General features: G+C 65.6%; 25 protein-coding genes. 17 read left to right on the forward strand and 8 right to left on the reverse strand.

Features of this window, described 5'->3' with window-relative positions:
* Positions 1-14: 14 nt before the first annotated feature.
* Positions 15-923: a LysR family transcriptional regulator gene (locus RFM41_RS26415; protein WP_320252458.1), complete on the reverse strand. Its 909-nt coding sequence runs from the start codon at positions 921-923 to the stop codon at positions 15-17.
* A gap of 100 nt (positions 924-1,023) precedes the next feature.
* Here RFM41_RS26415 and RFM41_RS26420 point away from each other — a divergent pair, with 100 nt between their 5' ends.
* From RFM41_RS26420 to RFM41_RS26470, 11 genes are all read left to right on the forward strand, one after another.
* Complete coding sequence (locus RFM41_RS26420) at positions 1,024-2,472, forward strand: aldehyde dehydrogenase family protein (RefSeq protein ID WP_320252457.1); 1,449 nt, start codon at positions 1,024-1,026, stop codon at positions 2,470-2,472.
* A complete protein-coding gene (locus RFM41_RS26425; protein ID WP_320252456.1) occupies positions 2,469-3,446 on the forward strand; it encodes a membrane dipeptidase in 978 nt (325 codons plus the stop codon). The genes RFM41_RS26420 and RFM41_RS26425 overlap by 4 nt, the downstream gene beginning before the upstream one ends.
* A 183-nt stretch (positions 3,447-3,629) precedes the next feature.
* Positions 3,630-4,508 carry an ABC transporter permease gene (locus tag RFM41_RS26430; RefSeq protein WP_320252455.1) on the forward strand — a complete coding sequence of 293 codons (879 nt, stop codon included), beginning with the start codon at positions 3,630-3,632 and terminating at the stop codon, positions 4,506-4,508.
* A complete protein-coding gene (locus tag RFM41_RS26435) occupies positions 4,505-5,347 on the forward strand; it encodes an ABC transporter permease (protein WP_320252454.1) in 843 nt (280 codons plus the stop codon). The genes RFM41_RS26430 and RFM41_RS26435 overlap by 4 nt, the downstream gene beginning before the upstream one ends.
* Positions 5,344-6,486, forward strand: a complete 1,143-nt coding sequence (locus RFM41_RS26440) for an ABC transporter substrate-binding protein (protein WP_320252453.1) — start codon at positions 5,344-5,346, stop codon at positions 6,484-6,486. Before RFM41_RS26435 ends, RFM41_RS26440 begins: the two co-directional genes overlap by 4 nt.
* Complete coding sequence (locus RFM41_RS26445) at positions 6,479-7,636, forward strand: ABC transporter ATP-binding protein (protein WP_320252452.1); 1,158 nt, start codon at positions 6,479-6,481, stop codon at positions 7,634-7,636. Before RFM41_RS26440 ends, RFM41_RS26445 begins: the two co-directional genes overlap by 8 nt.
* Positions 7,637-7,828: 192 nt before the next feature.
* Positions 7,829-8,077 carry a YjiS-like domain-containing protein gene (locus RFM41_RS26450; protein WP_320252451.1) on the forward strand — a complete coding sequence of 83 codons (249 nt, stop codon included), beginning with the start codon at positions 7,829-7,831 and terminating at the stop codon, positions 8,075-8,077.
* 242 nt (positions 8,078-8,319) lie between these two features.
* Positions 8,320-8,898, forward strand: a complete 579-nt coding sequence (locus tag RFM41_RS26455) for an OsmC family protein (RefSeq protein ID WP_320252450.1) — start codon at positions 8,320-8,322, stop codon at positions 8,896-8,898.
* A gap of 60 nt (positions 8,899-8,958) precedes the next feature.
* Complete coding sequence (locus RFM41_RS26460; RefSeq protein WP_320252449.1) at positions 8,959-10,185, forward strand: flavin-containing monooxygenase; 1,227 nt, start codon at positions 8,959-8,961, stop codon at positions 10,183-10,185.
* 11 nt (positions 10,186-10,196) lie between these two features.
* A complete protein-coding gene (locus RFM41_RS26465; protein WP_320252448.1) occupies positions 10,197-11,492 on the forward strand; it encodes an NAD(P)/FAD-dependent oxidoreductase in 1,296 nt (431 codons plus the stop codon).
* Positions 11,489-11,944, forward strand: coding sequence for a MaoC family dehydratase (locus tag RFM41_RS26470; protein ID WP_320252447.1), 456 nt, complete (start codon positions 11,489-11,491; stop codon positions 11,942-11,944). Before RFM41_RS26465 ends, RFM41_RS26470 begins: the two co-directional genes overlap by 4 nt.
* A gap of 18 nt (positions 11,945-11,962) precedes the next feature.
* Here RFM41_RS26470 and RFM41_RS26475 read toward each other — a convergent pair whose 3' ends face one another.
* The 3 genes from RFM41_RS26475 to RFM41_RS26485 all read right to left on the reverse strand — a co-directional run bounded on the left by RFM41_RS26475 (position 11,963) and on the right by RFM41_RS26485 (position 15,030).
* Positions 11,963-13,495: a bifunctional AfsR/SARP family transcriptional regulator/alpha/beta hydrolase gene (locus RFM41_RS26475; protein WP_320252446.1), complete on the reverse strand. Its 1,533-nt coding sequence runs from the start codon at positions 13,493-13,495 to the stop codon at positions 11,963-11,965.
* Between the two features lie 193 nt (positions 13,496-13,688).
* Positions 13,689-14,645 carry a DMT family transporter gene (locus RFM41_RS26480; protein WP_320252445.1) on the reverse strand — a complete coding sequence of 319 codons (957 nt, stop codon included), beginning with the start codon at positions 14,643-14,645 and terminating at the stop codon, positions 13,689-13,691.
* 103 nt (positions 14,646-14,748) lie between these two features.
* Positions 14,749-15,030: a hypothetical protein gene (locus tag RFM41_RS26485; RefSeq protein ID WP_320252444.1), complete on the reverse strand. Its 282-nt coding sequence runs from the start codon at positions 15,028-15,030 to the stop codon at positions 14,749-14,751.
* Positions 15,031-15,378: 348 nt separating this feature from the next.
* Here RFM41_RS26485 and RFM41_RS26490 point away from each other — a divergent pair, with 348 nt between their 5' ends.
* Entirely contained in the window at positions 15,379-15,993 is a 615-nt protein-coding gene (locus RFM41_RS26490) for a cadmium resistance transporter (RefSeq protein ID WP_320252443.1), read from the forward strand.
* Between the two features lie 12 nt (positions 15,994-16,005).
* Here RFM41_RS26490 and RFM41_RS26495 read toward each other — a convergent pair whose 3' ends face one another.
* From RFM41_RS26495 to RFM41_RS26505, 3 genes are all read right to left on the reverse strand, one after another.
* Positions 16,006-17,157 (reverse strand): NAD(P)/FAD-dependent oxidoreductase, encoded by a 1,152-nt coding sequence (locus RFM41_RS26495; RefSeq protein WP_320252442.1) that lies wholly within the window; start codon positions 17,155-17,157, stop codon positions 16,006-16,008.
* A 17-nt stretch (positions 17,158-17,174) separates the two neighbouring features.
* A complete protein-coding gene (locus tag RFM41_RS26500) occupies positions 17,175-18,494 on the reverse strand; it encodes an aspartate aminotransferase family protein (RefSeq protein WP_320252441.1) in 1,320 nt (439 codons plus the stop codon).
* 118 nt (positions 18,495-18,612) lie between these two features.
* A complete protein-coding gene (locus tag RFM41_RS26505) occupies positions 18,613-19,587 on the reverse strand; it encodes a GlxA family transcriptional regulator (RefSeq protein WP_320252440.1) in 975 nt (324 codons plus the stop codon).
* A gap of 218 nt (positions 19,588-19,805) precedes the next feature.
* On the opposite strand from RFM41_RS26505, the gene RFM41_RS26510 reads away from it, so the two are divergent.
* The 5 genes from RFM41_RS26510 to RFM41_RS26530 all read left to right on the forward strand — a co-directional run bounded on the left by RFM41_RS26510 (position 19,806) and on the right by RFM41_RS26530 (position 24,413).
* A complete protein-coding gene (locus RFM41_RS26510) occupies positions 19,806-20,333 on the forward strand; it encodes an imm11 family protein (RefSeq protein ID WP_320252439.1) in 528 nt (175 codons plus the stop codon).
* A 169-nt stretch (positions 20,334-20,502) separates the two neighbouring features.
* Entirely contained in the window at positions 20,503-21,363 is an 861-nt protein-coding gene (locus RFM41_RS26515) for an FAD binding domain-containing protein (protein ID WP_320252438.1), read from the forward strand.
* Complete coding sequence (locus RFM41_RS26520) at positions 21,363-21,839, forward strand: (2Fe-2S)-binding protein (RefSeq protein ID WP_127865144.1); 477 nt, start codon at positions 21,363-21,365, stop codon at positions 21,837-21,839. The genes RFM41_RS26515 and RFM41_RS26520 overlap by 1 nt, the downstream gene beginning before the upstream one ends.
* Positions 21,840-21,841: 2 nt before the next feature.
* A complete protein-coding gene (locus RFM41_RS26525) occupies positions 21,842-24,106 on the forward strand; it encodes a xanthine dehydrogenase family protein molybdopterin-binding subunit (protein WP_320252437.1) in 2,265 nt (754 codons plus the stop codon).
* 61 nt (positions 24,107-24,167) lie between these two features.
* Complete coding sequence (locus RFM41_RS26530) at positions 24,168-24,413, forward strand: MoaD/ThiS family protein (protein ID WP_320252436.1); 246 nt, start codon at positions 24,168-24,170, stop codon at positions 24,411-24,413.
* A 215-nt stretch (positions 24,414-24,628) separates the two neighbouring features.
* Here RFM41_RS26530 and RFM41_RS26535 read toward each other — a convergent pair whose 3' ends face one another.
* Positions 24,629-24,760 (reverse strand): hypothetical protein, encoded by a 132-nt coding sequence (locus tag RFM41_RS26535; RefSeq protein WP_320252435.1) that lies wholly within the window; start codon positions 24,758-24,760, stop codon positions 24,629-24,631.
* Positions 24,761-24,796: the final 36 nt, after the last annotated feature.

Consider the following 24,796-nt stretch of genomic DNA (forward strand, 5'->3'; position numbering starts at 1 on the left):
CCCTCACCCACCGATCATGCCGCGGCATAGCCGAACTCTCCCTCGCTCGCCCGCGTCTGCAGGCGAATGCATTCGATGAAGCGCAGCGACGCCGGCTGCAGGTTACGGCCCTCCTTGGCGATCCAGCCGACGGTGCGGCTCGAGCGCGGATCGGCAAGCGGCAGGAAGCGCACCGCGTGGCTGGATTTCCAGCGGCAGAGCCTGGGCAGGACCGTCACGCCGAGGCCCGCCTCCACCATCGCCAGGTTGGAGCTCACATTGGTCGCGGTGAGCTTCGAGCCGGCGGCAAGCGACTCGACCTCGGCAATGCCGAGGGCAGCCGCCGCGCCGTTGCGGATGAAGCTCTCGCCGTCGAGCTGCGTCCATTTCAACGGACGCTTCGATTTTGCCAGGGGATGGTCGACCGGGCAGACGAAATCGAGCGGCTCGTGGAACAGCGGCTCGAAACGGAGCTGCGGCCGCTTGGTGGCGAGCACGCACAGGCCCACTTCCACCATGCCATTCTCGACCGCCTCGACGATGGCGCTGGAATCGCTGTCGCGCACATGAATGTCAAACTGGCCGCCCTCGGCGCGAAGTCGGGCGATGGCGCGCGGCAGAAGGGTCACCGCGACCGAAGGCACGCTGGCCACGTCGCAGCGCCCCTGCCGGTCCGCCGCGTAACTGGTCATCGCCAGGCAGGCGCGGTCGTAATGCGCGATCATGGCGCGCGCCTCGTCGAGCACGATGCGGCCGACCGGCGAAAGCGCGCCCTTGCGCTCGCTCTCGAACAGCGGCGCGCCGACATCGTCCTCCAGTTGCTTCAGGGTCATCGATACGGCCGACGGCGTGCGGCCGATCTGGTCGGCGGCGGCACGCACGCCGCCGGTCTCGCAGACCGCGACGAAGCTGCGCATGCCGGTCAGGCTGATGGTTTTGGTCACTGTTAAGCTTGCCTGAACATTTGCGTCAAAAATTGAGCTTGATTGAAGTTCACAGCATTGGTTAGGTCGTTGTCAACCGAATTGATGCAGGGCGAACGCGATGCTGAACGGTCAGAACTTCGTTGCAGGCGAATGGCGCGACGGCGCCGGCTGGGTCGAGGACGTCAATCCATCGGATGTGACCGACATCGTCGGGCGCTTCGCGCAGGCGCGCACCTTAGACATCCATGACGCCGTGGCTGCAGCGCAAGGCGCGCAGCGGGAATGGGCGGCGGCGGGGCTGGAAGCCAGAGCCGCCGTTCTCGACGCCATCGGGCGTGAGTTGATGGCGCGCTCGAAGGAGCTTGGCGAGCTGCTGTCGCGCGAGGAAGGCAAGACGCTTCCCGAAGGTGTCGGCGAGGTCTATCGCGCCGGGCAGTTCTTCATCTATTTCGCCGCCGAGGCCTTGCGCAACCTGGGTGCCTCGGCCGATTCGGTCCGGGCCGGCGTGGACGTGCTGATCGAGCGCGAGCCGCTCGGCGTGGTCGCGATCATATCGCCCTGGAATTTCCCCATCGCCACCGCGTCCTGGAAGATCGCGCCGGCGCTGGCCTTCGGCAATGCCGTGGTCTGGAAGCCGGCCAGCGTCACGCCGGCGAGCGCATGGGCGCTGACCGAGATCATCAGCCGGCAGGCGATCCCGAAGGGCCTGTTCAGCCTAGTGATGGGATCGGGCTCGACAATCGGCCGCGAGCTTGCCGCCAATGCCGACATCCAGGGATTGAGCTTCACCGGCTCCGGCGCTGTCGGCTCCGGCATCGCAGCACTTGCCGCAGCGCGCTTCGTGAAGCTGCAGCTCGAAATGGGATCGAAGAATCCGTTCGTCGTGATGGACGACGCGGACCTCGATCGCGCAGTCGACCTTGCAGTGAACGGCGCCTTTGGCGGCACCGGTCAGAAATGCACGGCCTCGTCCCGCCTGATCGTGCACCGGCCGATCCATGACGCCTTCGTCGAGAAGCTGCTGGCGAAGACCAAGGCCCTGAAGGTCGGCCATGCGCTCGAGGCCGGCGTCCAGATGGGGCCGGTCGTCAGCGCCGAGCAGTTCTCGGCCAATCTCGATTATGTGACGCTGGGCATCAGCGAAGGGGCCGAGCTTGCGACCGGCGGCGAGGCGCTCGATCTCGCGCATCGCGGCCACTACATGGCGCCGGCCGTGTTCCTCAATGGCCGTTCGCGCATGCGCATCAACCAGGAGGAGATGTTCGGGCCGATCACCTGCGTCATTCCGGCCGACGATCTCGACGAGGCGATCTTCCTTGCTAACGATACGCCCTACGGGCTGACGGCGGGCATCGCGACTCGCTCGCTGGCGCGCGCCACCAAATTCCGCCGCGCGTCGCGCTCCGGCTGCGTCATGGTCAACCTAGCAACCGCCGGCACTGACTATCACGTGCCGTTCGGCGGCGTCCGCGCCTCGAGCTACGGCCCGCGCGAGCAGGGCCGTTCGGCGGTCGAGTTCTACACCCAGGTCAAGACGTCCTACATCCATGCGGGCGCGGCCGAATGACCACCGGCGCGCCGCGAGTGCTCATCGACGGGCTGCAATATTGCAACTGGTCGCGCGCAATCTTCGAGGAGATGCGCCAGGGCGGCCTGACCGCGGTCCACGCCACGGTCGGCTATCACGAGGGTTTTCGCGAGACGGTGCGCCACCTCGTCGATTGGCGCACGCGTTTTCGCGACAATGAGGACCTGATCCTTCTGGCACGCGATGCCGGCGACATCGAGCGGGCGCGAGCCACGAACCGGACGGCGATCCTGCTTGGCCTGCAGAACCCGATGCCGATCGAGGACGATATCGGCCTGATCGAGATGCTGTTCGATCTCGGCATCCGCTTCATGCAGCTCACCTACAACAACCAGTCGCTGCTCGGCTGCGGCTGGATGGAACAGGAGGATAGCGGCGTGACGCGGATGGGGCGCGAGGCGATCGCCGAGATGAACCGGCTGGGCATGATCATCGACCTGTCGCATGCCGGCGAGCGGACCGCGCTGGAAACGATCGCGCTATCAGAGCGCCCGGTGGTCGTCAGCCATGCCAATCCGCGCTGGCTGCGCGACAGCAATCGCAATGTCTCCAGGGCCGTCATGCAGGCGCTGCGCGAAAAGCAGGGACTGCTCGGCCTGTCGCTCTATCCGCTGCATCTTCCGAACGGTTCGGACACGACGCTCGCGCAGTTCGGCAAAATGGCTTCCGAAGCCGCCGGGATCATGGGGGCGGAGCATCTGGGCATCGGCTCGGATCTCTGCCAGGACCAGCCCGACAGCGTCGTGCGCTGGATGCGCGAGGGCCGCTGGACCCGTGATATCCAGGCGGCGGCAAGTTTCCCGTCGCAGCCATCCTGGTTCAGGTCGAACCTCGACTTTCCCGGGCTCTCGGAAGGCCTCCTCTCGGCGGGCTTCGACGAGGCCGAAACCTCCCTCGTGCTCGGCGGCGCCTGGCATCGCTTCCTGACTGCCAGCCTGCCTGCTGCCAGCTGAGCGCCATTTTGCCGGTGCGATCGGACCGACCCTCGTCACGCGGATTCCATCCACTCAATCGCGTCCACATCCCCTGGCAGAATCGAATTTGGGCCAGCGCCTGTAGACATCGCGGCGGTAATGAAACAATCTTCACTGCGGGAACAAAAAGCGCCTCGAAGAAGGCGCCCACCTCGGGTGCGCATGAACAATCGCTGGACCTTGTACGATCCACGGCTGGCCTGGATGCTCGTTGCACCGGTGCTGCTGCTCTTGATCTTCTTCCTGCTGCTGCCTATCGCGGTGATGGCGACCTACACGTTCTTCACCTTCGTTACCGCCGGCGTCGAAACCAGCGCGCTGACCACCGCCAACTGGCAGGAATTCTTCACCGACAGCTATTATGCCGGCTTCCTTCTGAAGACGCTGAGGGTCGGCGCGATCACCGCGCTGCTGTGCGGCGTGCTCGGCTATTTCCCGGCCTATTTCATCTGGGCGACGAGCTTCAAGCACAAATGGCTGCTGCTGCTTTTGCTGATCGTGCCGTTCTGGATCAGCTTCACCATCCGCACCTTTTCCTGGATCAACATCCTGGGCGAACAGGGCGTCATCAACGTCGCGCTGCTCAAAATGGGCATCATCAGCGAGCCGCTGCCGATGCTCTACAATGAGGGCGCGGTGATCCTGGGGCTGCTGCACTTCCTTCTGCCCTACATGATCCTCAACGTCTATGTGAGCCTCGAGGGTATCGACCGCACGCTGATTGCGGCGGCGCGCTCGATGGGCTGCACCAGCGCGCAGGCGTTCCGCGAGGTGACCTTGCCGCTGTCGCTGCCCGGCCTCGCCGCAGGCCTGCTGCTCTGCTTCGTGCTGGCGGCCGGCAGCTACGTGACGCCACAACTGCTCGGGTCCGGGCGCGACGCGCTGTTCGGCAATTTGATCTACGACACCATCATGGGCGAATTGAACTGGCCGATGGGCGCTACTTTGTCGATCGTGCTGTTCCTCGTGCTCGGCTTCTTCGCCGCCATCTACACCCGCTACATGGGCATGTCCCAGATTGTGAAGGGATTGGGCGGATGAAGGCTGCGCGGCCGAATAAGGAGGGCAAATGGGCGTGGCGGCTGACCGGCTTCGTCACGCTCTGCGTCTACATCTTCATGTTCGCGCCGATCATGGCGACCGTCATCCTGTCGTTCAACGCCTCGATGTTCGGCGGCTTCCCGATGACCGGCTTTTCGCTACAATGGTACGCCAAGCTGATGAACAATGACGCGGTGCTGACCGCCTTCCGCACCTCGCTGTGGATCGCCCTGGTCACCGCAGCCGTCACCACGGCGATAGGCGTCGTCACGGCGTTCGCGCTGGTGCGCTTCGAATTTCCGGGCAAGCAGGCGCTGAGCACGCTGGTGATCCTGCCGGCGCTGGTGCCTGAAACCATCCTCGGCGTCGGCCTCCTGGTGCTGATCAAGGCGGTGGACCAGCCGCGCACCATGCTGCTTCTGGTGCTCGGCCATATCCTTTTGGCCGTGCCCTATGTGGTGCTGATCGCGCAGGCGCGCATGGTGGGCATAAGGCGCGTCTATGAAGAGGCGGCGCTCTCGCTCGGCGCCTCGCGCTTCTCCTCCTTCCGCGAGATCACGCTGCCGCTGCTCATCCCGGCGGTCGTTGGCGGCGCGCTCCTCGCCTTCACCATCTCGTTCGACAACACCTCGGCCAGCCTGTTCTGGCGGCCGGCGGGCGTGGAGACCATGCCCACACAGATCCTGTCCATGCTCAAGATTTCGATCAGCCCGGAGATCAATGCGCTCGGCACCGTGATGATCCTGGTGACCGTCGGCATTCCGCTTGCCGGCGGCCTGATCCTGCAAAGCCTGACCCGATTGAAAAAACGTGGCGAACCAAAGGAGGAGACGACATGAAACTCACAACTACCAAGCGGCTTGAAAGGCTGCACGACCGGTACGCGAACGGCGATCTCAGCCGCCGCACCTTCCTGACGCTGACGGCGGCGGCCGCCGCCGCGGCAGGCCTCGACATGCCCTGGATGCGCCGGGCGATGGCCGCGGTCGAGCAGGTCCGCTTCGACGGTTGGGGCGGCACGGTGCAGGACGCGATCGACAAATATGCCTTCCAGCCCTACACGGCCAAGACCAAGATCAAGGTGGTCCAAGGCACGTTCGGCGACGAGGACGAGATCATCACCAAGATCAAGACGGCGAAACCCGGCGATTACCAGGTGATCCACTCCTCCGGCGTCAACTACTACATCAAATACGTCAATGGCGGCCTGACCTCCGAGATCAACGAGGCCAACATTCCCAACATGGCGAATGTGCTGCAGCCGATGATCGACCCGTTCCGCAAGCTGACGCCGAAACTGTCGGCCGTGCCTTACGACTACGGCACCACCGGCATCGCCTACAACACCAAGGTGATCTCGCCGGAAGAGGCCAAGGAAAAGGGCGCGCAGCTTCTGCTCGACAAGAAATATGCCGGCAAGGTCGGCGGCTATTCCGACATGACCACGCGCGTCTGGTACGCGGCGTTGGCGACCGGACAGGATCCCAACAATCTCAAGGACATGGACACGATCTGGGCCAAGGTGCGCGAGACGCGCGACCTCGCCAAGAAGTTCTGGAGCTCCGGCGCCGAGCTGATGGACCTGCTTTCCAAGGGCGAGATCGTGGTGACCGACGCCTGGTCGGGCCGCGTCGCGGCGCTCCAAGACCAGGGCCATCCGATCGGCTATCTCGACCCGGCCGGCTCCTATGCCTGGATGGAGGACATGCTGATCCTGAAAGGCTCGCCGATGGCCGAGTGCGAGGAGCTGATCAACTTCATGCTCGATCCGGCGACCTCGATCGCGGTGGCCGAGGGCCAGAGCTATCCGCCGTCGCTCGATCCGACCAAGGTCAAGCTCACGGAGAAGATCGAGAAGCTGCCGGCCTTCGACAAGACCGGCACGATGAAGGCGCTGACCTTCGCCGATCCGACCTATTGGGCGACCAACGAGGACGCCTGGACCAAGCAGTGGAACAGGATCTCGAAAGGTGCCTGACAGCCAGGACACGCTATCCAATCCCCGGCCGGCTTCGGCCGGGGCAACCGTTGCGAACTCGACCGCCGGAGCAAACAGCCCGGCGGTCGAGTTCCGCAACATCGACATCGCCTATGGCAAGTTCGTCGCGGTGCGCGATTTCTCGCTGTCGATCCGCAAGGGCAGCTTCGTCACGCTGCTCGGGCCGTCCGGCTGCGGCAAGACGACGATCCTGCGCTCCATCGCCGGGCTGGTCGATATTTCGGCCGGCCAGATCATGATCGGCGGCCGGCGGGTCGACGACGTGCCGATCTACAAGCGCAACATCGGCCTGGTCTTCCAGAGCTATGCGCTGTTCCCGCACAAGACCGTGTTCGACAATGTCGCCTTCGGCCTGAAATACCGCAACGTGGCCAAGCCCGAGATCAGGCGCAAGGTGAGCCAGGCGCTGGACATGGTGCGGCTGCCGGGCAGCGAGAAGAAACTGCCCTCGCAACTGTCGGGCGGCCAGCAGCAGCGCATCGCGCTGGCCCGCGCCATCGTCTTCGAGCCGCAGGTGCTCTTGCTCGACGAGCCGCTGTCGGCGCTCGACGCCAACATGCGCGAGGAAATGCGCGTCGAGATCAAGAAGATCCAGAAGGAGACCGGCATCACCGCCATCTTCGTCACCCACGACCAGGAGGAAGCGCTGTCCATGTCGGACCGCATTGTGGTGATGAATGCAGGCTCGGCCGAGCAGATCGGCACGCCGGAGGAGGTCTATGAGCGACCCGCTACCGCCTTCGTCGCCGACTTCCTCGGCAAGGCCAATATGCTTCCAGGCACCGTGAGCCGGTCCGAAGGACCGACGATTGTCACGCTGGCCAGCGGCCAGACAGTCAATGTGCTGGCGCCCAGGCCGCTGGCGAAGGGCAGCGCCGTCACCGTTGTGGTGCGGCCGCAGAAACTGTCGGTCGGTTCGGCGAGCGCCAACCGGTTGCCCGGCAGGGTCGTGTCGGCCTCCTATCTCGGCGGCAGCGCCATCTACGAGGTCGACATCGGGGGCAAGACGAACATCCGCGCTAACGCCGCGATAGACGGCCGGGTGCTCGGCGAAGGCGAAGCGATCGAACTCGGCTTCGACCCGGACGACTGCGTCTTGCTGGACGAGGCCGGGCAGCGGATTTCCTGAAGGCCGCTGCCGCGCTGCGCAAGCCTCGGTAGTTACCTACCATCCCGGTTCCGACTGGCAGGGCGTCAGTCGCGAAATCTCGATTTCCACGGCAAATTCGACGTCCGTTCCAACGCTGGCTCCCCCGGTCGTAAGCCACAAGTCCTGCCATCGACGACGCGAACGGTCGCGCCGCAAAAGATGGAGACGACGATGACGACTTTGGGACGCACCGCTTATGAAACCGGCCGATCGGGCTTCGGCCTGATCGATTTTGCCAGCCGCGCGCTCAGGCATTTTTATCAGGCGATGAGGATGCGCAGCGACCGCGCCGCCATGCAGGCCATGCCCGACTATCTGCTCAAGGACATGGGCATCGCCCGTTCGGAAATCGACCATTACACCTCGATGCGCTACGCCGCGTCCGACGTCGATGGGACGGACATCAGAAACGTCAGATGACTGCCCATGGCCAGCGTGGCCACGCCCCAACATGCCCCGGGCGCTTCCCAACGCCTGGGTTTTTCGTTCCGGCGCATTCGGTTCAAGCGGTGGGCCATGTCGTTTCAAACGATACGTCCACGTCAATTTCCACGCTAGGCGTATGAAAAATTCCACGGTCGCATCCACTCTCGTTCAAACGCTCCATCGGCAAACAGAGGCCGTCACGGCACCAAGCCGTAAACCAACCTTTGGAGATAAAGATGCAACCCAGCACCAAACCTGCACGGCTTCCGCTCAATGGCGTCGACACGCCGAACCTGTTGGCGACGATCAATTTCGTCGCCGGGCAACCGGAACTGGCCAAATTCCAGTTCCGCGCCCACAACGAGTGGATCGAGGGCACGCACAGCAAGACGGTCATGAACGGCTTCTTCGGCGCCGGCCAGGAGCAGAAGCATGAAAAGCCGCACTATGCCGACGCCGACCATCCGGCGATCCTGTGCGGCGCCGACAATGCGCCGACCCCGGTCGAGTGGCTGCTGCACGGCCTGGCGGGCTGCCTGATGGCGGGCGTCGCCAACATCGCCGCCGCGCGCGGCATCAAGCTCACCAGGGTGAAGTGCTCGATCGACGGCGACATCGACCTGCGTGGCATCCTCGGCATTTCCGACGAGGTCCGCAACGGCTTCCAGAATATCCAGGTGTCGTTCGAGATCGAGGGCGACGCGCCTGCCGAAAAGCTGCAGCAGCTGGTCGAGCAGTCGCGTGCCCGTTCGGCCGTGTTCGACGTGCTGACCAAGGGTGTGCCGGTCACCGTCGGCATCAAGACCATCCAGTAAGCCGGCAGGCGGTCCGGAGCCGATCCGGGCCGCCTCCCCACCCCATTGACGGAACAGAATATGAGACGCGCGGACGTCGTCATCATCGGCGCGGGCCAGGCCGGGCTTGCGCTCAGCCATTGCCTCGGCCAGGCCGGCATCGACCATGCCGTGCTGGAGCGCGGCCGCATCGGCGAGCGCTGGCGCTCGCAGAGCTGGCGCTCGCTCCGGCTGCTTACGCCGAACTGGCTGAACGCCCTCCCCGGCTCGCCCTATGAGGGCGGCGATCCCGACGGCTTCATGGCCAAGGGGGCTTTCGTGGAAAGCCTGGAGCGCTACGCCCGGCAATGGCATGCGCCCGTCGAGACAGGCGTCGAGGTCACCTCTGCCAACCGGACCAGCGACGGCTTTGCCTTGCGCACCAGCGCCGGCGATTGGTCGGCGCGCTCGGTCGTCGTCGCGACGGGACATTGCGACCGGCCGGTCGTCCCGTTTTCGGCTGAGACCCCTCGCGGACCGCTCAGCATCCACGCTTCCCGATATCGTTCACCCGGCGAGCTGCCGGGCGGCGGCGTGTTGGTCGTCGGCGCCTCGTCCTCCGGCGTGCAGATCGCCGAAGAGCTCGCCCGCTCCGGGCGGCGCGTGGTGCTTTCGGTCGGCAAGCATACGCGCCTGCCCAGAACATGGCGCGGCAAGGACATCTTCTTCTGGCTTTGCGCAATGGGCCTGATGGCGCAGCGCCAGGAAGATCTCGCCGATCCGGGAAGCGCCCGGCGCCAGCCTTCGCTGCAGCTCGCTGGGCGGCCAGACAGGGCCGATGTCGACCTCGCCACACTGCAGGCGCTCGGCGTGGAACTGGCCGGGCGGATGCTCCGCGTCGGCGACCGCGAGATCGCCTTCGCCGGCGATCTCGGCCAACACATCGCGGCGGCAGAGGCGAAGCAGGCGCGCCTGCTCGACCAGATTGACCGCTTTGCAGGCTCGGCGACGCCATACCGGCCCGAGCCGGTGGCGATGCCGACGACGTGCGCTGAGCGGCTTTCGCTCACCGACGGATCGATCCGCACCATCATCTGGGCGACCGGCTATGCGCGGTCGTTCGGCTGGCTGGAGCCGCTGGCGCTCGGCGCCGATGGCGAGCTCGCCCATCAGGGCGGCGTCACCAGCGTGCCCGGCCTCTACGCGCTCGGCTTCCGCTTCCTACGCAAGCGCGATTCCAACTTCATCGGCGGCGTCGGGGCCGATGCCGAGGCGATCGCCGCCGAAGTCTCCCGTTATCTCGACTGCAACGGCCGCAAGGCGGCCTGAGGACCACGAACATGGTAAGCAACCTCATCTCCCTCATGGCCCCGCCCAAGCGCGGCCATTACGACGCCATCATCGTCGGCGCGCGCTGCGCGGGCGCGGCGACCGCGATGCTGCTCGCCAGCGCGGGCCTCAAGGTGCTTGCGATCGACCGCAAGCCTTATGGATCCGACACGCTGTCGACGCATGCGCTGATGCGGCCGGCCATATTGCAGCTGTGGCGCTGGGGTCTGCTCGAGCCGCTGCTTAAGGCCGGCACGCCGCTCATCGAGACGACGACCTTCCATTATGGCGACGAGGCGATCACCATCCCGCTCGCCGCCGGTCCTGACCTCCCCGGCCTGATCGCCCCGCGGCGCACCGTGCTCGACCGCATCCTGGTCGATGCGGCGCGCAAGGCCGGCGCGGAGATCCTGCACGAAGTGGCGGTCGGCGATCTCTTCGCCGACACGCGTGGCCGCGTGCGCGGCATCGAGATCCGCGCCGCCGGCCGTGCTGCCGTGCGGGTCAGCGCCGATATCGTGGTCGGCGCCGATGGCATCGGCTCGCTGGTGGCAAAATGCGTCGACGCCCAGACCTTGCGACGCGGCGCGGTCTCGGCTGCCCACGTCTATGGCTATGCGCCGGTCGAGCCCGGCGCCGGCTATCACTGGTATTTCCGCGACGGGATCGCCGGCTCATTCATCCCGACCAATGACGGCCTCGCCTGCATCGTCGCTTCGGTGCCGACAGGCCTGTTCGACCGGCGCTTCCGCCTCGGCCACGCTCGCGCCCGCATGGATGTGCTCGAGGCGCTTTCGCCGGCCCTGGCCGCGCAGGCGGCCCGCGCGCCGAAGGATGCGCGCCTGCAGGCGTTTCGCGGCGTGCCGGGCTATATCCGCCAGCCGCACGGCCCGGGCTGGGCGCTGGTGGGCGATGCCGGCTTCTTTCGCGATCCGATCACCTCGCATGGCATTTCCGATGCGCTGCGCGATGCCGAGAGCCTCGCGCGCGCCATCCTCGATGGGTCCGATGCGGCATTCTCGGTCTGGCAGCAGCAGCGCGACATGATCGCCAACCAGATTCTCGATACCACCGACGCCATCGCCGGCTTCGACTGGACGCTCGACGATCTTGGCGAACGGCATCGCCGCTTCAGCGCTGTCCTGAAGGCCGAGGTGCAGGCTCTGGCCGGGCAGCCCCTGCCGATCCGCCGCACCCCTTCCGCTGCATCGCGGCCTACGGCCCACCGTGCGCCGGCCAACCAGGACGAGCCGCCAGCCTCGGCTGGCTCGAACCCCAACCGCAACCGAACCGGAGCAAGACCATGACTGTGCATGTGATGAAGAACGGGTGGGTCGGCGTCATCAAAGGGCGCCCGCAGGTGGGTGCCTTCGCCGAGCGCTCGCGGCGCACACAGCCTCAGGATATCGACGCGTTCGCGGACATGACCGGCGACCGCAACCCGCTGCATTACGACAAGGCGCTGGCCGAGGCTTCGGTGTTCGGCAAGCTGATCGTGCAGGGCGGCGTCACCTCAGGCATCCTGAACGCCATCGTGGCGGAAGACCTGCCCGGCCCCGGCTCGGTGTTCCTCGAAGTCTCGTGGAAATTCGTCAAGGCGGTCGGCGTCGACGAATTGATCACCGGCCGCGTCGAAGTCAAGGAGGTGCGTGCCGACAAGCCGATCACCAAGCTGGAGACATCGGTGCGCAATGAAGCCGGCGAGCTTTGCCTCACCGGCACCGCGACGGTGTTCACGGTGCCTTTGGCCAAGGGCTGAGATCTCTTCGAAGCCCCGTCATGCGCCCGCCGTCTCGGCGATAAAGGCGCGGACGTGGTCGATGAACTCCTCGAAGGCGGGCTCGCCTTCGAGGAGTATGTGGTTCTGGCTATCGAGCTCGATGAAGCGCGCGCCGGGAATGCCAGCGGCCATGGTGCGGCCCGACTCCACCGGCGCCACGTTGTCGTCCCGCGCGTGCAGCACCAGCGTCGGCACACGCACCTTCTCCAGCAAGTCGCTGACGTCGATCACCGAAAAGGCGCTCTGAAGACGCCAGGCATCGTCGGGTGAGACGGTGCGCAGCATCAGATCGTCCATCCAGGCGAAATGCTCGTGCGTGGCGCCGGGGATGAACATGGAGCAGAAGGCCTGGCGGAACATCGGGTTTGGCTTGCCCCAGCTCTCGCGCATAAGCGTCGCCACGGCCTCGCGCGTCGCGATCTCGCCGGCGTCGCCGCGCGCCCGCCAGCCTTTGACGTAGCCGCCATAGAGGATCATCCCCGACACTTTCTCGGGGTGGCGGAGGGCGTAGGCGATCGAAACCGCGCAGCTCTGCGACAGGCCGAGCAAGGTGAAGCGGTCGAGCCCTGTCGCCTCAACCACGCATTCGAGATCCGACACCATTGTTTCGAACGAGATATCGACGACATGCCTTTGCGAAAGGCCGTTGCAGCGCTCGTCATAGCGCACCAACCGGTTGTCGCGCGACAGTTCCCGCATCCAGTGCCGCCAGATCGGGCTGTCCCAGTCGAAGGTGAGATGCGACATCCAATGCGCGGCGCGCAGGATCGCCGGACCGTTGCCGGCGCTGGCATAGGCGAGCCTGGTGCCGTCGAGAGCACGGCAGAACTGCACGGCGCGGCCGGGATCCTGCGGTGACGCAGCGGGTTTCGACGCCTGCGGCGGCGTGGGGGAAGCCGTATGCGGCGCGCGGCCGGTTGCTTGGGCAGCCGCCGACCGGACCTTGTCCTCCAGCGCCTCGATCTCGGCGGCGAGGCTGGAATCGTCGGGCGCGAGGCGGCGCAGGCGCTGCGCTAACGGTAGCGCCCGCCGCGGCTGGTCCGCCAAACGCTCGACCAACTCGCGCAAAATGCCGAGCTCGACGATCTCGACTTCGCTGGCGATGGCCTGCCGCCAGGCTTCATAGTCGAAGCACCGTTCGAGCGAGAGATCAGCGAGAAAGCCGCCGCGGATCGACGCCAGGACGGCTTCGAGCTCCTCGATCGAGTGTGATGAAAGGTCGGCCTTCACCAGCGGCGCCAGCCGCGCATAGTCCGTCCCGAGGTCGAGCGCGACGGCGTTGCGATCGGCGACAAGAATGGATTCGCCGCCGCCCAGCACCTGGCGGATCTTGGACAGGCTCCAGCGCAAGGCGCCGCGCGGATCGTCGGGGATGTCCCAGAATATTTCGCACAGTCGCGCGCGCTGGTGCTGCCTGCCGGTGACGGCAAGATAGGCGAGCAGTGCCCGCGTCTTGCGGGATGGCGGCAGGTCAAGCGGCGCGCCGTCGCGCACGACCTGAAAATCGCCAAGCACGCGCAGCTCAAGCATGTGCCGACCGCCGTTCATGCGTCCACGCGCTTGTCGATCGCCATGATCCCCTTCGGCCCCGGCCGCCGCTGCGAAGGGGCAGCCAATAGCAAAATCGGCTAATTTAGGAAAGCTTGGTTAGGACGGCTCACGACCCGAGCAACGAAATCGGCTTGGCGGCGCGAATAGCCGATCGACGCCATTTGCCGCTCCGTCACGCCTTTGCCGCCACCGCCCTCGGCTTGATGACCGTCGCCAGCACGACCCCGGCCACGATGAAGGCGGCGCCGAGCAGATCGTAGTCATGCAGGCTCTCGCCGAGCAGCAGATAGGCGAGGATGGCGACGAACAATGTCTGCAGATAGAGCAGCATGCTTGCCCTGCTGGCGCCCAGCGTCTCCACGCTTTTGTTGTAGAGATAATACATCAGCGCGCCGCCGGGGCCGGCCAGATAGGCGAGCGCGAGCAGGCCGTTGCCATTCAGGGCGGAACGCTCGTCGTTGAAGATTTCCCACAGATGGAACGGCAGCGCCACCAGCGCGCCCGCGCCGAGCAGAAGGACCACCAGCGGCAGGAGCTCGAGACCGAATCTGGAGCGGCGAAGCAGCACCGTGTAGAGCGCCCAGCAGAACGCGCTGCCGACGATCCACAATTCGCCGATGTTGAAGCGCAGTTGCACCAGCGCGCCGAGATTGCCATGCGCGACGATGACCAGCATGCCGGCCAGCGCCGCAACCGCGCCGAGCGACTTCCAGAACCCGAGCGGCTCGCCCAGCACGAAACGCGCGAGCACCATGGTCATGATCGGCGACATCGCCATGATGATGCCGGCCGTGGTCGCATCGGTGTCGTTCAGGCCATGGTAGATCATGCCCTGGCAGAGCGTCAGGCCGACGGCCCCCACGGCGACGAGCTCCAGGGGCCGGGATTTGAGGAGCGCAATCATCGCGCCGTGATGGCGGCGCACGATCGGCAAGAGGATAAGGCAGGCGAGCAAGAGCCGCCAGAAACACAACCCCCAGGGCGGCATTTCCGGCGCCACCCACTTGGCCGCGATATAGACGCCGGCCGAGAGCAGCCAGCACAGCACGGCGGTGGGATAACCGCCCAGTGAGGGTATCGAGATCGCGGCAGGTTGCCCCGCCGGATGCATGATCGGTATCGCCTGCATCGCATGCCCCCCGCTCGATGAACGCAGCCCAGACGTGAGCGGCAGTCTACCTCATCTCCGGGTTGTTACATATGGCCGGCGATGGAGAGCCATGGACCAAGGATCAGTGCGGCGTGTCGCTGGCCGGATGCAGCAGGTCCCAGGCCGAGCCGACGCGACCGTGGAGCTGCGACGCGAAGCGTTCGGCTTCGATGTCTTCGAGGCCGTCGTCGACAAGCGCCTCGATGCTTCGCCGCAGCAAGGCAAGCTGCATCTGGCGCGCATGACGCTTGTCGGTTTCGCGCATGATGGCGGTGACGTGATAGGCAATGACGGGCTGGCCAAGACAGGACAGGAGCGCGCCGGATCCCGCCGTCGCCGCGGTGACTGCTTCCTCGATATTCATGCCGGCGCTCCTCATCAAAGATGCTGGGCGCCTCCCCGGCAGACGGCGGCGATGATCCGCCGCTTCTTTTCTGATTTCGGCAGCTGCGAGGTCATTGTTCGCGGCCAAAATCAGTATCCTCCAGAATCTTATTAAAGGCCACCGGATAGTTAATCGATGGTTAACGGGAAGGGTCGCATCTTAGGCGTCTGACCCGATCTCGATGGGCCCGTTTGACGGCTAAGCGTTGTGTGACTTCCCGGCTTCGACCGGTGCGACATTGTCCGCGACGCGAAGCTTCTCGGCAGCGCATTGACCGAAGCCCTGGCGGTAGGCGACAAGCTTCGCCAATGAAGCCGGAAACTCCACATGCTCAGCACCATCGGCGTGGCCGCCACCCTGTTTGCGGCGTCCAACATCGACGACATTTTCGTCCTGCTTGGCTTCTTTGGGCATCGCAAGTTCCACGCCCATCAAGTCGTCATTGGGCAATGCCTGGGATTCGCGGTGCTGGTTGCCGTCAGCCTTGTTGCATCTCTCGTTTCGCTGGTGCTCGCGCCGGCGTATGTCGGCCTGCTCGGCTTCCTGCCGATCCTGATAGGCCTGAAAAAACTCTACGACCTTTGGCGCGGGGGCGATGACGACGAAGCGAGCACTCCCAAGCCCGGATTGGGAAACATATTTGCGGTGGCGGCAGTCACGGTGGCGAACGGCAGCGACAATATCGGCATTTACACACCGGTCTTTGCCACTAGCACCAAGGCCGAAATTGGCGTTACGCTTGCGGTCTTCGCAACAGGCGTGGCGGTTTGGCTGATCTTCGCGCACTGGCTGGTGAACCACCCGGCCTTGGGTGCGCCGATCCGGCGCTACGGCCATTGGCTTGTGCCGTTCGCCCTGATCGCGATCGGCGCCTTCATCATATACGACGCCGGGTCATTGGCGTTGCTTCAAGTTTCAAGCTGGCCCACGACCGGCATCTGACAGGATCATCGATCAGTGACCGGGGACGTTGCGCTCAGCCGACGGCGCGAGGCTCTGTGAACCGGGCACCGAAACAGGTGAGCCCCGAAGCACCCAGTCCGCAGAGATCTGGCCGATCACCGGGGCAAGCTGGATACCGTAGCCGCCGGCGCTGGCGGCGGTGATCAGTGACGGTTCCGAGGGGTCGATCGGTCCGACGAAGGGGCGATGGTCGGCGGTGACCGGGTAAAGGCCCGCCCAGCCCCGGCCGAGCCGCGCGCCCGGCAGATCGGGCACGCGTTCCAGCAGCAACTCGGCCAGATCGACCTTCGACTGCTCCTCGCACTGGTCGTTGTAATTGTCGGGGTCTTCCGGCGCGATCGAGTTCACCTTGTGGATCTCGGCGATCAACTCGCCCGGCTTTTCGTGGCGGAAGTTGAGGCCGCTGCCCTCACCGTTCACAAGGTCCATGACCATCGGCATGATGTAATCGAGCGGCTCGTCGAGATGGATGACGACTGCCTCGTGGCGCTCGGGCCAGATGTGCAGGTGCTGGCCGAACAGCGCAGCCACCTGCGGCGCCCAGGCGCCGCCGGCATTGACGACGGCGTCGCAGTCAACCGAGCCGCCGCCGGTCTCCAGCGTATAACCGCCCGGGCGCCTCAGTGCGCCGAGCAGCTTGCGGTACTGGCGGATCTCGCCGCCCTTGGCGCGGACGATGCCCGCCAGGAAATTGCACATCTCGTGCGGATCGAGGAAGCCGTTGTCGGGTCCGAACAATCCGCCTTCGAGCCCATCAGGATTGATGTGCGGGACGAGCTGCCTCAGCTCGTTCGCGCGGACCAAGCGCGATCTCAAACCCGCCTCGCCCTGGATCTCGACCGATCTCGCGAACAGCGCCATCTGCGCCGGCGTGCGCGCCAGCCGCAGATAGCCGATATGGTTGAAGCGAAGCCCCTCGCCTTCCCATTGGCGAAACCAGCGCAGCGCGTGAACGCGCAGCATGATCTCGAACGGGTCGGTCAGCTGCGATCCGACGACGCCGACCGACCTGCCGCTCGACCCCGAGGCAATCGACTGCGCCTCGAGCACCGTGACGCGCGCGCCCTGCTCGACGAGGTTGAGCGCCGTGCACATGCCCAGCGTGCCCGCGCCGATCACCACGACATGAGGGGAAGCTGTCATCTTATGGTCCGCCTGCTTCAGGACTGCGCGGCGACGTCGCCCAAGGTCTCGTCGATCGCCTGGAGGATGGCGCCGGCATCTTCCTCGGTCATCGGCGTCGACAGGGCGAACAGGCCGTAGCTGGCGGACAGCACGCCTCGGCCGAGCAAGCCCTTGTGGAAGACGTCGAATTTTTTCCGCTCGGCCTGGCCGGGATAGATGGAGCGGTAATCCGTGACGGGGTGCGAGGTGAAATGAATCTTGAACAGCGAGCCGAGGCCAACGCATTGGCCGGCAAGCCCATGCTTCTCGAATGAGGCGGTGACCCCTTCGCGCAAGGATGCGCCGAGACAATCGAGATGGGCAAAGCTGTCCTTCGTCAGTGCCCGCATCGAGGCAAGGCCGGCGCGCATGGTCACCGGATTGGCGGTGAAGGTGCCGCCATGCGGAAGCGCGGGCTTGCCGGCGGTCGGATCGAACACCGCCATGACATCGGCGCGGCCACCCACGGCGCCGACAGGGAAGCCGCCGCCGATGATCTTGCCCAACGCCGTCAGGTCGGGCTCGATGCCCCACAAGCCTTGCGCGCCCGACCATCCGAGGCGGAACGAGATGACCTCATCGAAGATGACCAGTGCGCCCGCCGCATGCGCGATCTCGGCCATGGCGTGGAGATAGTCCCGGCGCGCCGGGATGAGGCCTGCACGGTTGGGCATCGGGTCGATCAGCACGGCCGCGATGCTGTCGCCCTCGGCGGCGAAGACGGCGCGCAGCGCTTCTGTATCGTTGAAAGGCACGGCGATCACGTCGTCCAGCACGCCGCGCGGCGTGCCCTTGGCATAGGGCGTCGACCTCGGCAGGTCGCCCCAGTTGGCGGGCGAGGAATCCAGGCTCACTTCGGCGAAATCGTAGGAGCCGTGATAGGCTCCCTCGATCTTGACGATCTTCGGCCGGCCGGTGAAGGCGCGCGCGGCCTTGATCGCCATCATCACGCCTTCGGTGCCGGAATTGGTGAAGCGGACCTGGTCAACCGAGGGCAGCCGCTCGACCAGCAACTCGGCAAGCTCGACCTCGCTCAGCGTCGGGGCGCCGAAGGCCGTGCCAAACGGCAACTGCTCGACAACGGCCGCTGTGACATCGGGGTGCGCGTAGCCATGGATCATCGAGGTGAAATTGTTGATGCAGTCGTAATAGGCATTGCCGTCGACATCCCAGACCCTGCACCCTTCGCCGCGCGCGGCATAGATCGGGAACGGATCGACGAAGACCGTGGTGCGCGTGTTGCCGCCCGGCATCACCTTCCTGGCGCGCTCGAACAGGGTTTTCGATCCGGGCATGGCGTCGGGATAATGCGGCATGGCTCTCCGAAGGCGTTAAAGGCGGCGGCACCTGGACGGGATGCTATGGTCCGCTCCATTGCCGGCGCAATCGGCCAGACCGGTCATGCGAGGCGACCAGGGTCATCGCGGATCCCGATCATTTCGCGGCAGCAACCGCGCGGTTCGGGTGCCTGAGACGGGTCGGCGTGATGCCGGTCTGCTGGCGGAAGACGCGGCTGAAATGGCCGGCATTGGGGAAGCCGCAGCGATAGGCGATCTCGCCGATCGGCAGGTCGCTGCCTTCGAGCAGCGACCTGGCGTAATGCACCCTGAGCGCCAGATAGGCGGCCATCGGGCCGATTCCGAGCTCGGCGCCGAACAGGCGCTCAAGCTGGCGGCGCGAGCAGTTCTGCCGGGCGGCGATCTCGGCCACGGAGAGCGTTTCCAGCAGATTGCTTTCCATCAGAAGCAGCGCCCGCTTCACCGCGCGGCTCGCGGCGGCAGGAAAAAGGTCGCCGACCGGCTGCACGTCGCGGCTGGAGCGGATGCGGTCGAGCACCAGGATCTTGGCGGCCTTCTCCGCCGCCTTCTGGCCGATGAATTGCGAAACGAAATAGCCGGCGAGGTCGGCAGCACCCGTGCCGCCGGCGCAGGTGGCGCGGCCGCGATCGACGGAATAGAGGCTGTCGGCATGGGCATTCACATCGGGGAACTCGGCGCGAAAATCCTTGATGTGGAACCAGCTGACCGCGGCGCTGTAGCCGTCGAGCAGACCGTAGCGCGCCAGCACGAAGCTGCCGGTGCAGAGCGCGGTAAGCGGCACGCCCTTTGCGGCCGCGCGCATCAGGAACGCCTCCTTTTCCGAGCTCAGCTTGCGGTTGGTGTCGAGCAGGCCGCCGACCACCACGACATTGTCGAAATCCTCAGGATTGCCCATCGCCCGGGTCGGCAGCAATTCGACGCCGCAGCTGGCGCGGATCGGCAGGCCGCGCTCGCCGACGATCTCCCAGTCGAATTCGATCCTGCGGCTGCGGTCGCCCTCGTCGCCGGCGAGCCGCAGCGTGTCGATGAACAGCGACAGCGGCGACAGCGTGAAATCGCGCACCAGGAGAAAAGCGAACTTCTTGGCCATTCTTTCGCGATCCGACCTTTCATTCGAGCCAGGCGCTATCCCCGGAGCACCGGCCGCGACGTTTACCAACCGGCGAGCGGACTGGATAGCGCGGCCTTGAATAGCGATTTGTACCGTTGCATGATTCCTCGCGCGCTTTCGGCGGCCGCCGGGCGTCGCAATCCGGCACAGCGCCGTCATCGCCGGACCTTCATCGAAAGCGGCGGAGCCACCAGGCAATGACGACCATCCATCAATTCGCGGTGTCGGAGGGGCAGGAATGGGTGCTGCCGGTCGATGACGACACTTACGAGGTCTTCTTCAGCCTCGACGGGCGCTCGCTGGAAGGCAGGGAGCCGCCTGTGATGCGGCATATCGAGGAAGGCGAGCGGCTCTATTCCGATTTCCCGTGGCTCGGTGGGCATGCGCCGCTGTTGCGCCAGCCGGCCGTTGATGCGCTGGCGGCGACGCTGCGGCCTTATGGCGAGTTGATCCCGCTGCGCGGCGAGAAGGTCTGGCTGCTCAATGTGACCAATGTGATCGACGCGCTGGACGAGGCGCGCTCGCAGATCGTCCGTTTCGACGACGGCGACATATTGGCGATCGAGCGATACGCTTTCGATGCCGCCAAGATCGGGACGGCGGAAGTGTTCAAGCTGCCGATGCGGGCTTCCCCGGTCTTCGTCAATGACGTGTTCGTCGAGCGGGTGGGCAAGGCGGGGTTGCGCAACGTGTCGTTCGAGCCGGTATGGAGGTCGGGCGACTAACCACGGCCGCAACGCCCTGGCCCGCCCGCTGGGCGCATCTGGAACAGGGCTCTGGCCCAACCCGGACATGCACGAACGGGATGGCCATTATAACCAGACGCTTTATAACGGTCGCTATCACCCGGCCCCTCATAACGGCCGGCGACATGGCGATCACCAAGGGGAGACGATGCGTTACATACGTCCGCTTTCAATCGAAGATGCCGTTGGCGAGCTCGCCAAGGCGGTAGGACCGGCCGCGATCCTGGCCGGAGGCAGCGACCTCCTGGTCAGGATGAAGGGCGGCTTCATCGAGCCCGAACTGATCGTCGACATCAAGCGCATAGGCGGCCTGGCCGACGTCACCGAAACGGCTGACGGTTTCCGCATCGGCGCCGCGGTGCCCTGCGCGGTGCTGGGCGAGAACAAGGCGCTGCGCAAGGCATGGCCGGGCGTCGTCGAGGCGGCCAATTTGATCGGCTCCAAGCAGGTGCAGGGCCGCTGCACCATCACCGGCAATCTGTGCAACGCATCACCCGCCGCCGACAGCGTGCCGGCGCTGGTGGCGGCCGCGGCACAAGCGGTCGTCGCCGGACCTTCGGGCAAGCGGACCATTGCCGTGGAGAGTGTGCCGACGGGACCGGGCCGCACATCGCTTGCCAAGGGCGAGATCATCGAGGCGATCCTGCTCGACAAGCGGCCTGAGCATGGGGGCGACGCCTATCTGCGCTTCATTCCGCGCACCGAGATGGACATCGCGGTGGTGAGCGCCGGCGTCAACCTGACGCTGGACGACAAGGGCGCGATCAAGACCGCGCGCGTGGCGCTGGGCGCCGCCGCACCGACGGTGCTGCTGGTCGAGGAAGCAGGCCAGGTGCTGGTCGGCTCGAAGCTCGACGAAGGAACGCTGGAGCGGCTGGCGAAGATCTGCGCCGGCGCCTGCCGCCCGATCGACGACAAGCGCGGCACCATCGAATTCAGACGGAAGGTCGCGGGCGTGCTGGCAAGGCGCGTCGCGGCAATCGCCTACAAGCGTGCGGGAGGCAAATAATGGCCGGTGTAGCTGTATCAACCACGATCAACGGCGATGCCGTCGAGTATCTGTGCCAGCCCGACGAGACGCTGCTGGAAGTGCTGCGCGATCGCCTGGGCCTGACCGGCGCCAAGGAAGGCTGCGGCACCGGCGACTGCGGCGCCTGCAGCGTCATCGTCGACGGCAGGCTGGTCTGCTCCTGCCTAGTGCTGGGCGCGGAAGCCGAAGGCCGCAAGGTCGAGACCATCGAAGGCATGGCGCATGGCGACCAGCTGCACCCGCTGCAGCAGAAATTCCTGGAGCATGCGGCCTTGCAATGCGGCATCTGCACGCCAGGTTTCCTGATTGCGGCCAAGGACCTCTTGGCCAAGAACCCCTCGCCCACCGAGGAGGAAATCCGCTTCGGGCTGGCCGGCAATCTGTGCCGCTGCACCGGTTATGACAAGATCGTGCGCGCCGTCCAGGACGCGGCTGAAGTGATGAAGGGAGCCTGATCATGAATTTCGATCCGCGCTTTTCGGGACGCAAGTTCTCTTCCGTCGGCACGCGCCCGATCCGCCCCGACGGCATCGACAAGGTGACCGGACGCGCCCGCTACGGCGCCGACTTCAACATGGCCGGACAGTTGGTCGGCCGGGTGCTGCGCAGCCCGCACGCGCATGCGGTGATCAAGAAGATCGACACGTCGAAGGCGGAAAAGCTCGCCGGCGTGAAGGCGGTGATCACGGCGAAGGACCTGCCGGACCTCACCGACGGCGACGCCGCCATGTACGACATCCTCGACAACTCGATGGCGCGCAAGAAGGCGCTCTATGACGGCCACGCGGTGGCCGCGGTGGCGGCGATCGACGCCCGCACCGCCCGCCAGGCGCTGAAGCTGATCGAGGTCGACTATGAGGTGCTGCCGCATGTGACCGATGTCGACGAGGCCGCGCAGCATCATGCGCCGCTGATCAACGACCAGGTCTTCACCGAAGGCCTCGAGGAAAAGCCGGCGAAACCCTCCAACATCACCAAGCGCACCCAGTTCGGCCATGGCGATGTCCACAAGGGCTTTGCCCAGGCCGATTTCGTCGTCGAGCGCTCCTTCAAGACCGAGCAGACGCATCAGGGCTATATCGAGCCGCATGCCTGCGTGGCGAGCGTCAACCCGGACGGCACGGCGGATCTCTGGGTCTGCACGCAAGGCCATTTCGTCTATCGCCAGCATTGCGCCCAGTTGCTTGGGCTGGAAGCCTCGAAGCTGCGCGTCACCTCGTCGGAGATCGGCGGCGGTTTCGGCGGCAAGACCCATGTCTGGGCCGAGCCGGTGGCGCTCGCGCTGTCGCGCAAGGCCGGCCGCCCGGTGAAGCTGGTGATGACCCGCGACGAGGTGTTCCGCGCCTCGGGCCCGACCAGCGCCACCTCGATCGACGTCAGGATCGGCGCCAGGAAGGACGGCACCATCACCGCCGCGGAAGCGACGCTGCGCTATAGCTGCGGCCCCTATGCCGGCTCCTGGGCCGAGATCGGCGCGATGACCGCGTTCGCCTGCTACAAGCTCGAAAACGTCAAGACGGTCGGCTTCGAGGTGCTGGTCAACCGGCCGAAGACGGCAGCCTATCGCGCGCCCTCGGCACCGATGGCGGCCTTCGCCGTGGAAAGCGTGGTGGACGAGCTCGCCAAGGAGCTTGGCATGGATGCGGTGGAGTTCCGCATCAAGAACGCCGCGCAGGAAGGCACGCGCTCGTCCTACGGTCCGGTCTACGGGCCGATCGGCATCGGGCCGACGCTGGAGGCGGTGAAGAGCCATCCGCACATGAAGGCGCCGCTGAAAGCAAACCAGGGACGCGGCATGGCCTGCGGCTTCTGGTTCAACTTCGGCGGCCAGACCTGCACGGACCTCAACATCGGCATGGATGGCTCGGTGTCGCTGGCCGTGGGCACGGTGGATGTCGGCGGCTCGCGCGCGTCGCTGTCGCTGGTGGCGGCGGAGGAGCTCGGCATCGACTACAGCAACGTCAAGGCGATCGTCGCCGACACCTCTTCGCTGGGCTACAACGACATGACCGACGGCAGCCGCGGCACCTTCTCCTCCTCGATGGCGACGATCTCGGCCGCGCGCAACGCGATCAAGATCCTGCGCGATCGCGCGGCGCAGATGTGGGATATCCCGGTCGACGACGTAGTCTGGGAAAAGGGCCACGCGATCGCCAAGGGTGAGAAATACGGCAACCTGTCGCCGCTGTCGCTGAAGGACATCGCGGCCAAGTCGGGCACCACGGGCGGGCCGATCGCCGGCCATAGCGAGCTCGTCGCCGACGGCGCGGGCGTCTCCTTCGCCACGCATATCTGCGACGTCGAGGTCGACCCCGAGACCGGCTCGACCCGCGTGATCCGCTACACGGTGGTGCAGGATGCCGGCAAGGCGGTGCACCCGACCTATGTCGAGGGCCAGTACCAGGGCGGTGCGGCGCAAGGCATCGGCTGGGCGCTCAACGAGGAGTATATCTACGGCAAGGACGGGCGGCTGCAGAATGCGGGCTTCCTCGACTACCGCATCCCGGTCTGCTCGGATCTCCCGATGATCGACACGCAGATCCTGGAAATCCCCAACCCCAACCACCCCTATGGCGTGCGCGGCGTGGGCGAAACCTCGATCGTGCCGCCGCTGGCGGCGATCGCCAACGCGGTGTCGAACGCGGTGGGCGTGCGCATGACCCACATCCCGATGTCGCCGCCGCGGATTCTCGCGGCGCTCGACGCGGAGCGGGAAGGCTAATGCTGAAAAGCGCGAAGCGTTTTTCAGCTGACATCACCACCCCGACGAGGATTTGGGGGTAATGGTCGAGGTCACCCTCTGGGGCTCGCTCAGCGCCGTCGCCGGGGGCAAGGCCAAGCACGAGATCGAGGCCAAGGACATCAGGGAGCTGTTCCGCAAGCTGGCGGAACAGTATCCCGGGATCGAGCCTTGGATCGATCGCGGGATCGCGGTGGCGATCGACGGGACGATCTATCGCGATACGTGGAGCAAGGAACTGCCGAAGGACGCGGAGATTTTTCTGTTGCCGCGGCTGGCTGGCGGATGATGGAACTTTCGGTTCGCCGCCCTGCGCGCGGGAGACCGAAGCGTCCTTCGATCGGATGGCGATAGTTTAGCAATAACTTATATACTACTATCAGCCGGCGCCTAGTACCTACTCCGTGCGCCCCGCCGGTCAGACCCGGCTCGAGGGCACCCCCCGCTTTCGAGCCGGGCCGCACACTCTGGTTATCCGTCGGGGCCGGTTATCTGTCGGGATTGTTATCGGTTTGGCCGGTCTTCGCGCACGACGTTGTAGAGAAGCAGCCCCGCCATCAAGGACACGACAGCGCCCACCATGTCGTGGCCGGTCAGCCCCGAGCAATACACGAAAGCAAATGCCAACTCGGCCATAATTCCACCTGGCTGCGCGATGCTTCCTGAGAGAAC

This window comes from Mesorhizobium vachelliae (assembly GCF_033977325.1).
In the GTDB taxonomy this organism is placed as follows: domain Bacteria; phylum Pseudomonadota; class Alphaproteobacteria; order Rhizobiales; family Rhizobiaceae; genus Mesorhizobium; species Mesorhizobium vachelliae.

Bases quoted from the DNA above. Each gene is read 5' to 3' on its own strand.
- RFM41_RS26430 (WP_320252455.1), top strand. From the start codon at position 3,630: ATGAACAATCGCTGGACCTTGTACGATCCACGGCTGGCCTGGATGCTC.
- RFM41_RS26440 (WP_320252453.1), top strand. From the start codon at position 5,344: ATGAAACTCACAACTACCAAGCGGCTTGAAAGGCTGCACGACCGGTAC.
- RFM41_RS26485 (WP_320252444.1), bottom strand. From the start codon at position 15,030: ATGAATATCGAGGAAGCAGTCACCGCGGCGACGGCGGGATCCGGCGCG.
- RFM41_RS26520 (WP_127865144.1), top strand. From the start codon at position 21,363: ATGGCCGGTGTAGCTGTATCAACCACGATCAACGGCGATGCCGTCGAG.
- RFM41_RS26500 (WP_320252441.1), bottom strand. From the start codon at position 18,494: ATGCCGCATTATCCCGACGCCATGCCCGGATCGAAAACCCTGTTCGAG.
- RFM41_RS26455 (WP_320252450.1), top strand. From the start codon at position 8,320: ATGCAACCCAGCACCAAACCTGCACGGCTTCCGCTCAATGGCGTCGAC.
- RFM41_RS26525 (WP_320252437.1), top strand. From the start codon at position 21,842: ATGAATTTCGATCCGCGCTTTTCGGGACGCAAGTTCTCTTCCGTCGGC.
- RFM41_RS26450 (WP_320252451.1), top strand. From the start codon at position 7,829: ATGACGACTTTGGGACGCACCGCTTATGAAACCGGCCGATCGGGCTTC.
- RFM41_RS26490 (WP_320252443.1), top strand. From the start codon at position 15,379: ATGCTCAGCACCATCGGCGTGGCCGCCACCCTGTTTGCGGCGTCCAAC.
- RFM41_RS26470 (WP_320252447.1), top strand. From the start codon at position 11,489: ATGACTGTGCATGTGATGAAGAACGGGTGGGTCGGCGTCATCAAAGGG.
- RFM41_RS26435 (WP_320252454.1), top strand. From the start codon at position 4,505: ATGAAGGCTGCGCGGCCGAATAAGGAGGGCAAATGGGCGTGGCGGCTG.
- RFM41_RS26465 (WP_320252448.1), top strand. From the start codon at position 10,197: ATGGTAAGCAACCTCATCTCCCTCATGGCCCCGCCCAAGCGCGGCCAT.
- RFM41_RS26535 (WP_320252435.1), bottom strand. From the start codon at position 24,760: ATGGCCGAGTTGGCATTTGCTTTCGTGTATTGCTCGGGGCTGACCGGC.
- RFM41_RS26510 (WP_320252439.1), top strand. From the start codon at position 19,806: ATGACGACCATCCATCAATTCGCGGTGTCGGAGGGGCAGGAATGGGTG.
- RFM41_RS26425 (WP_320252456.1), top strand. From the start codon at position 2,469: ATGACCACCGGCGCGCCGCGAGTGCTCATCGACGGGCTGCAATATTGC.
- RFM41_RS26460 (WP_320252449.1), top strand. From the start codon at position 8,959: ATGAGACGCGCGGACGTCGTCATCATCGGCGCGGGCCAGGCCGGGCTT.
- RFM41_RS26515 (WP_320252438.1), top strand. From the start codon at position 20,503: ATGCGTTACATACGTCCGCTTTCAATCGAAGATGCCGTTGGCGAGCTC.
- RFM41_RS26505 (WP_320252440.1), bottom strand. From the start codon at position 19,587: ATGGCCAAGAAGTTCGCTTTTCTCCTGGTGCGCGATTTCACGCTGTCG.
- RFM41_RS26420 (WP_320252457.1), top strand. From the start codon at position 1,024: ATGCTGAACGGTCAGAACTTCGTTGCAGGCGAATGGCGCGACGGCGCC.
- RFM41_RS26475 (WP_320252446.1), bottom strand. From the start codon at position 13,495: ATGCTTGAGCTGCGCGTGCTTGGCGATTTTCAGGTCGTGCGCGACGGC.
- RFM41_RS26530 (WP_320252436.1), top strand. From the start codon at position 24,168: ATGGTCGAGGTCACCCTCTGGGGCTCGCTCAGCGCCGTCGCCGGGGGC.
- RFM41_RS26495 (WP_320252442.1), bottom strand. From the start codon at position 17,157: ATGACAGCTTCCCCTCATGTCGTGGTGATCGGCGCGGGCACGCTGGGC.
- RFM41_RS26480 (WP_320252445.1), bottom strand. From the start codon at position 14,645: ATGCAGGCGATACCGATCATGCATCCGGCGGGGCAACCTGCCGCGATC.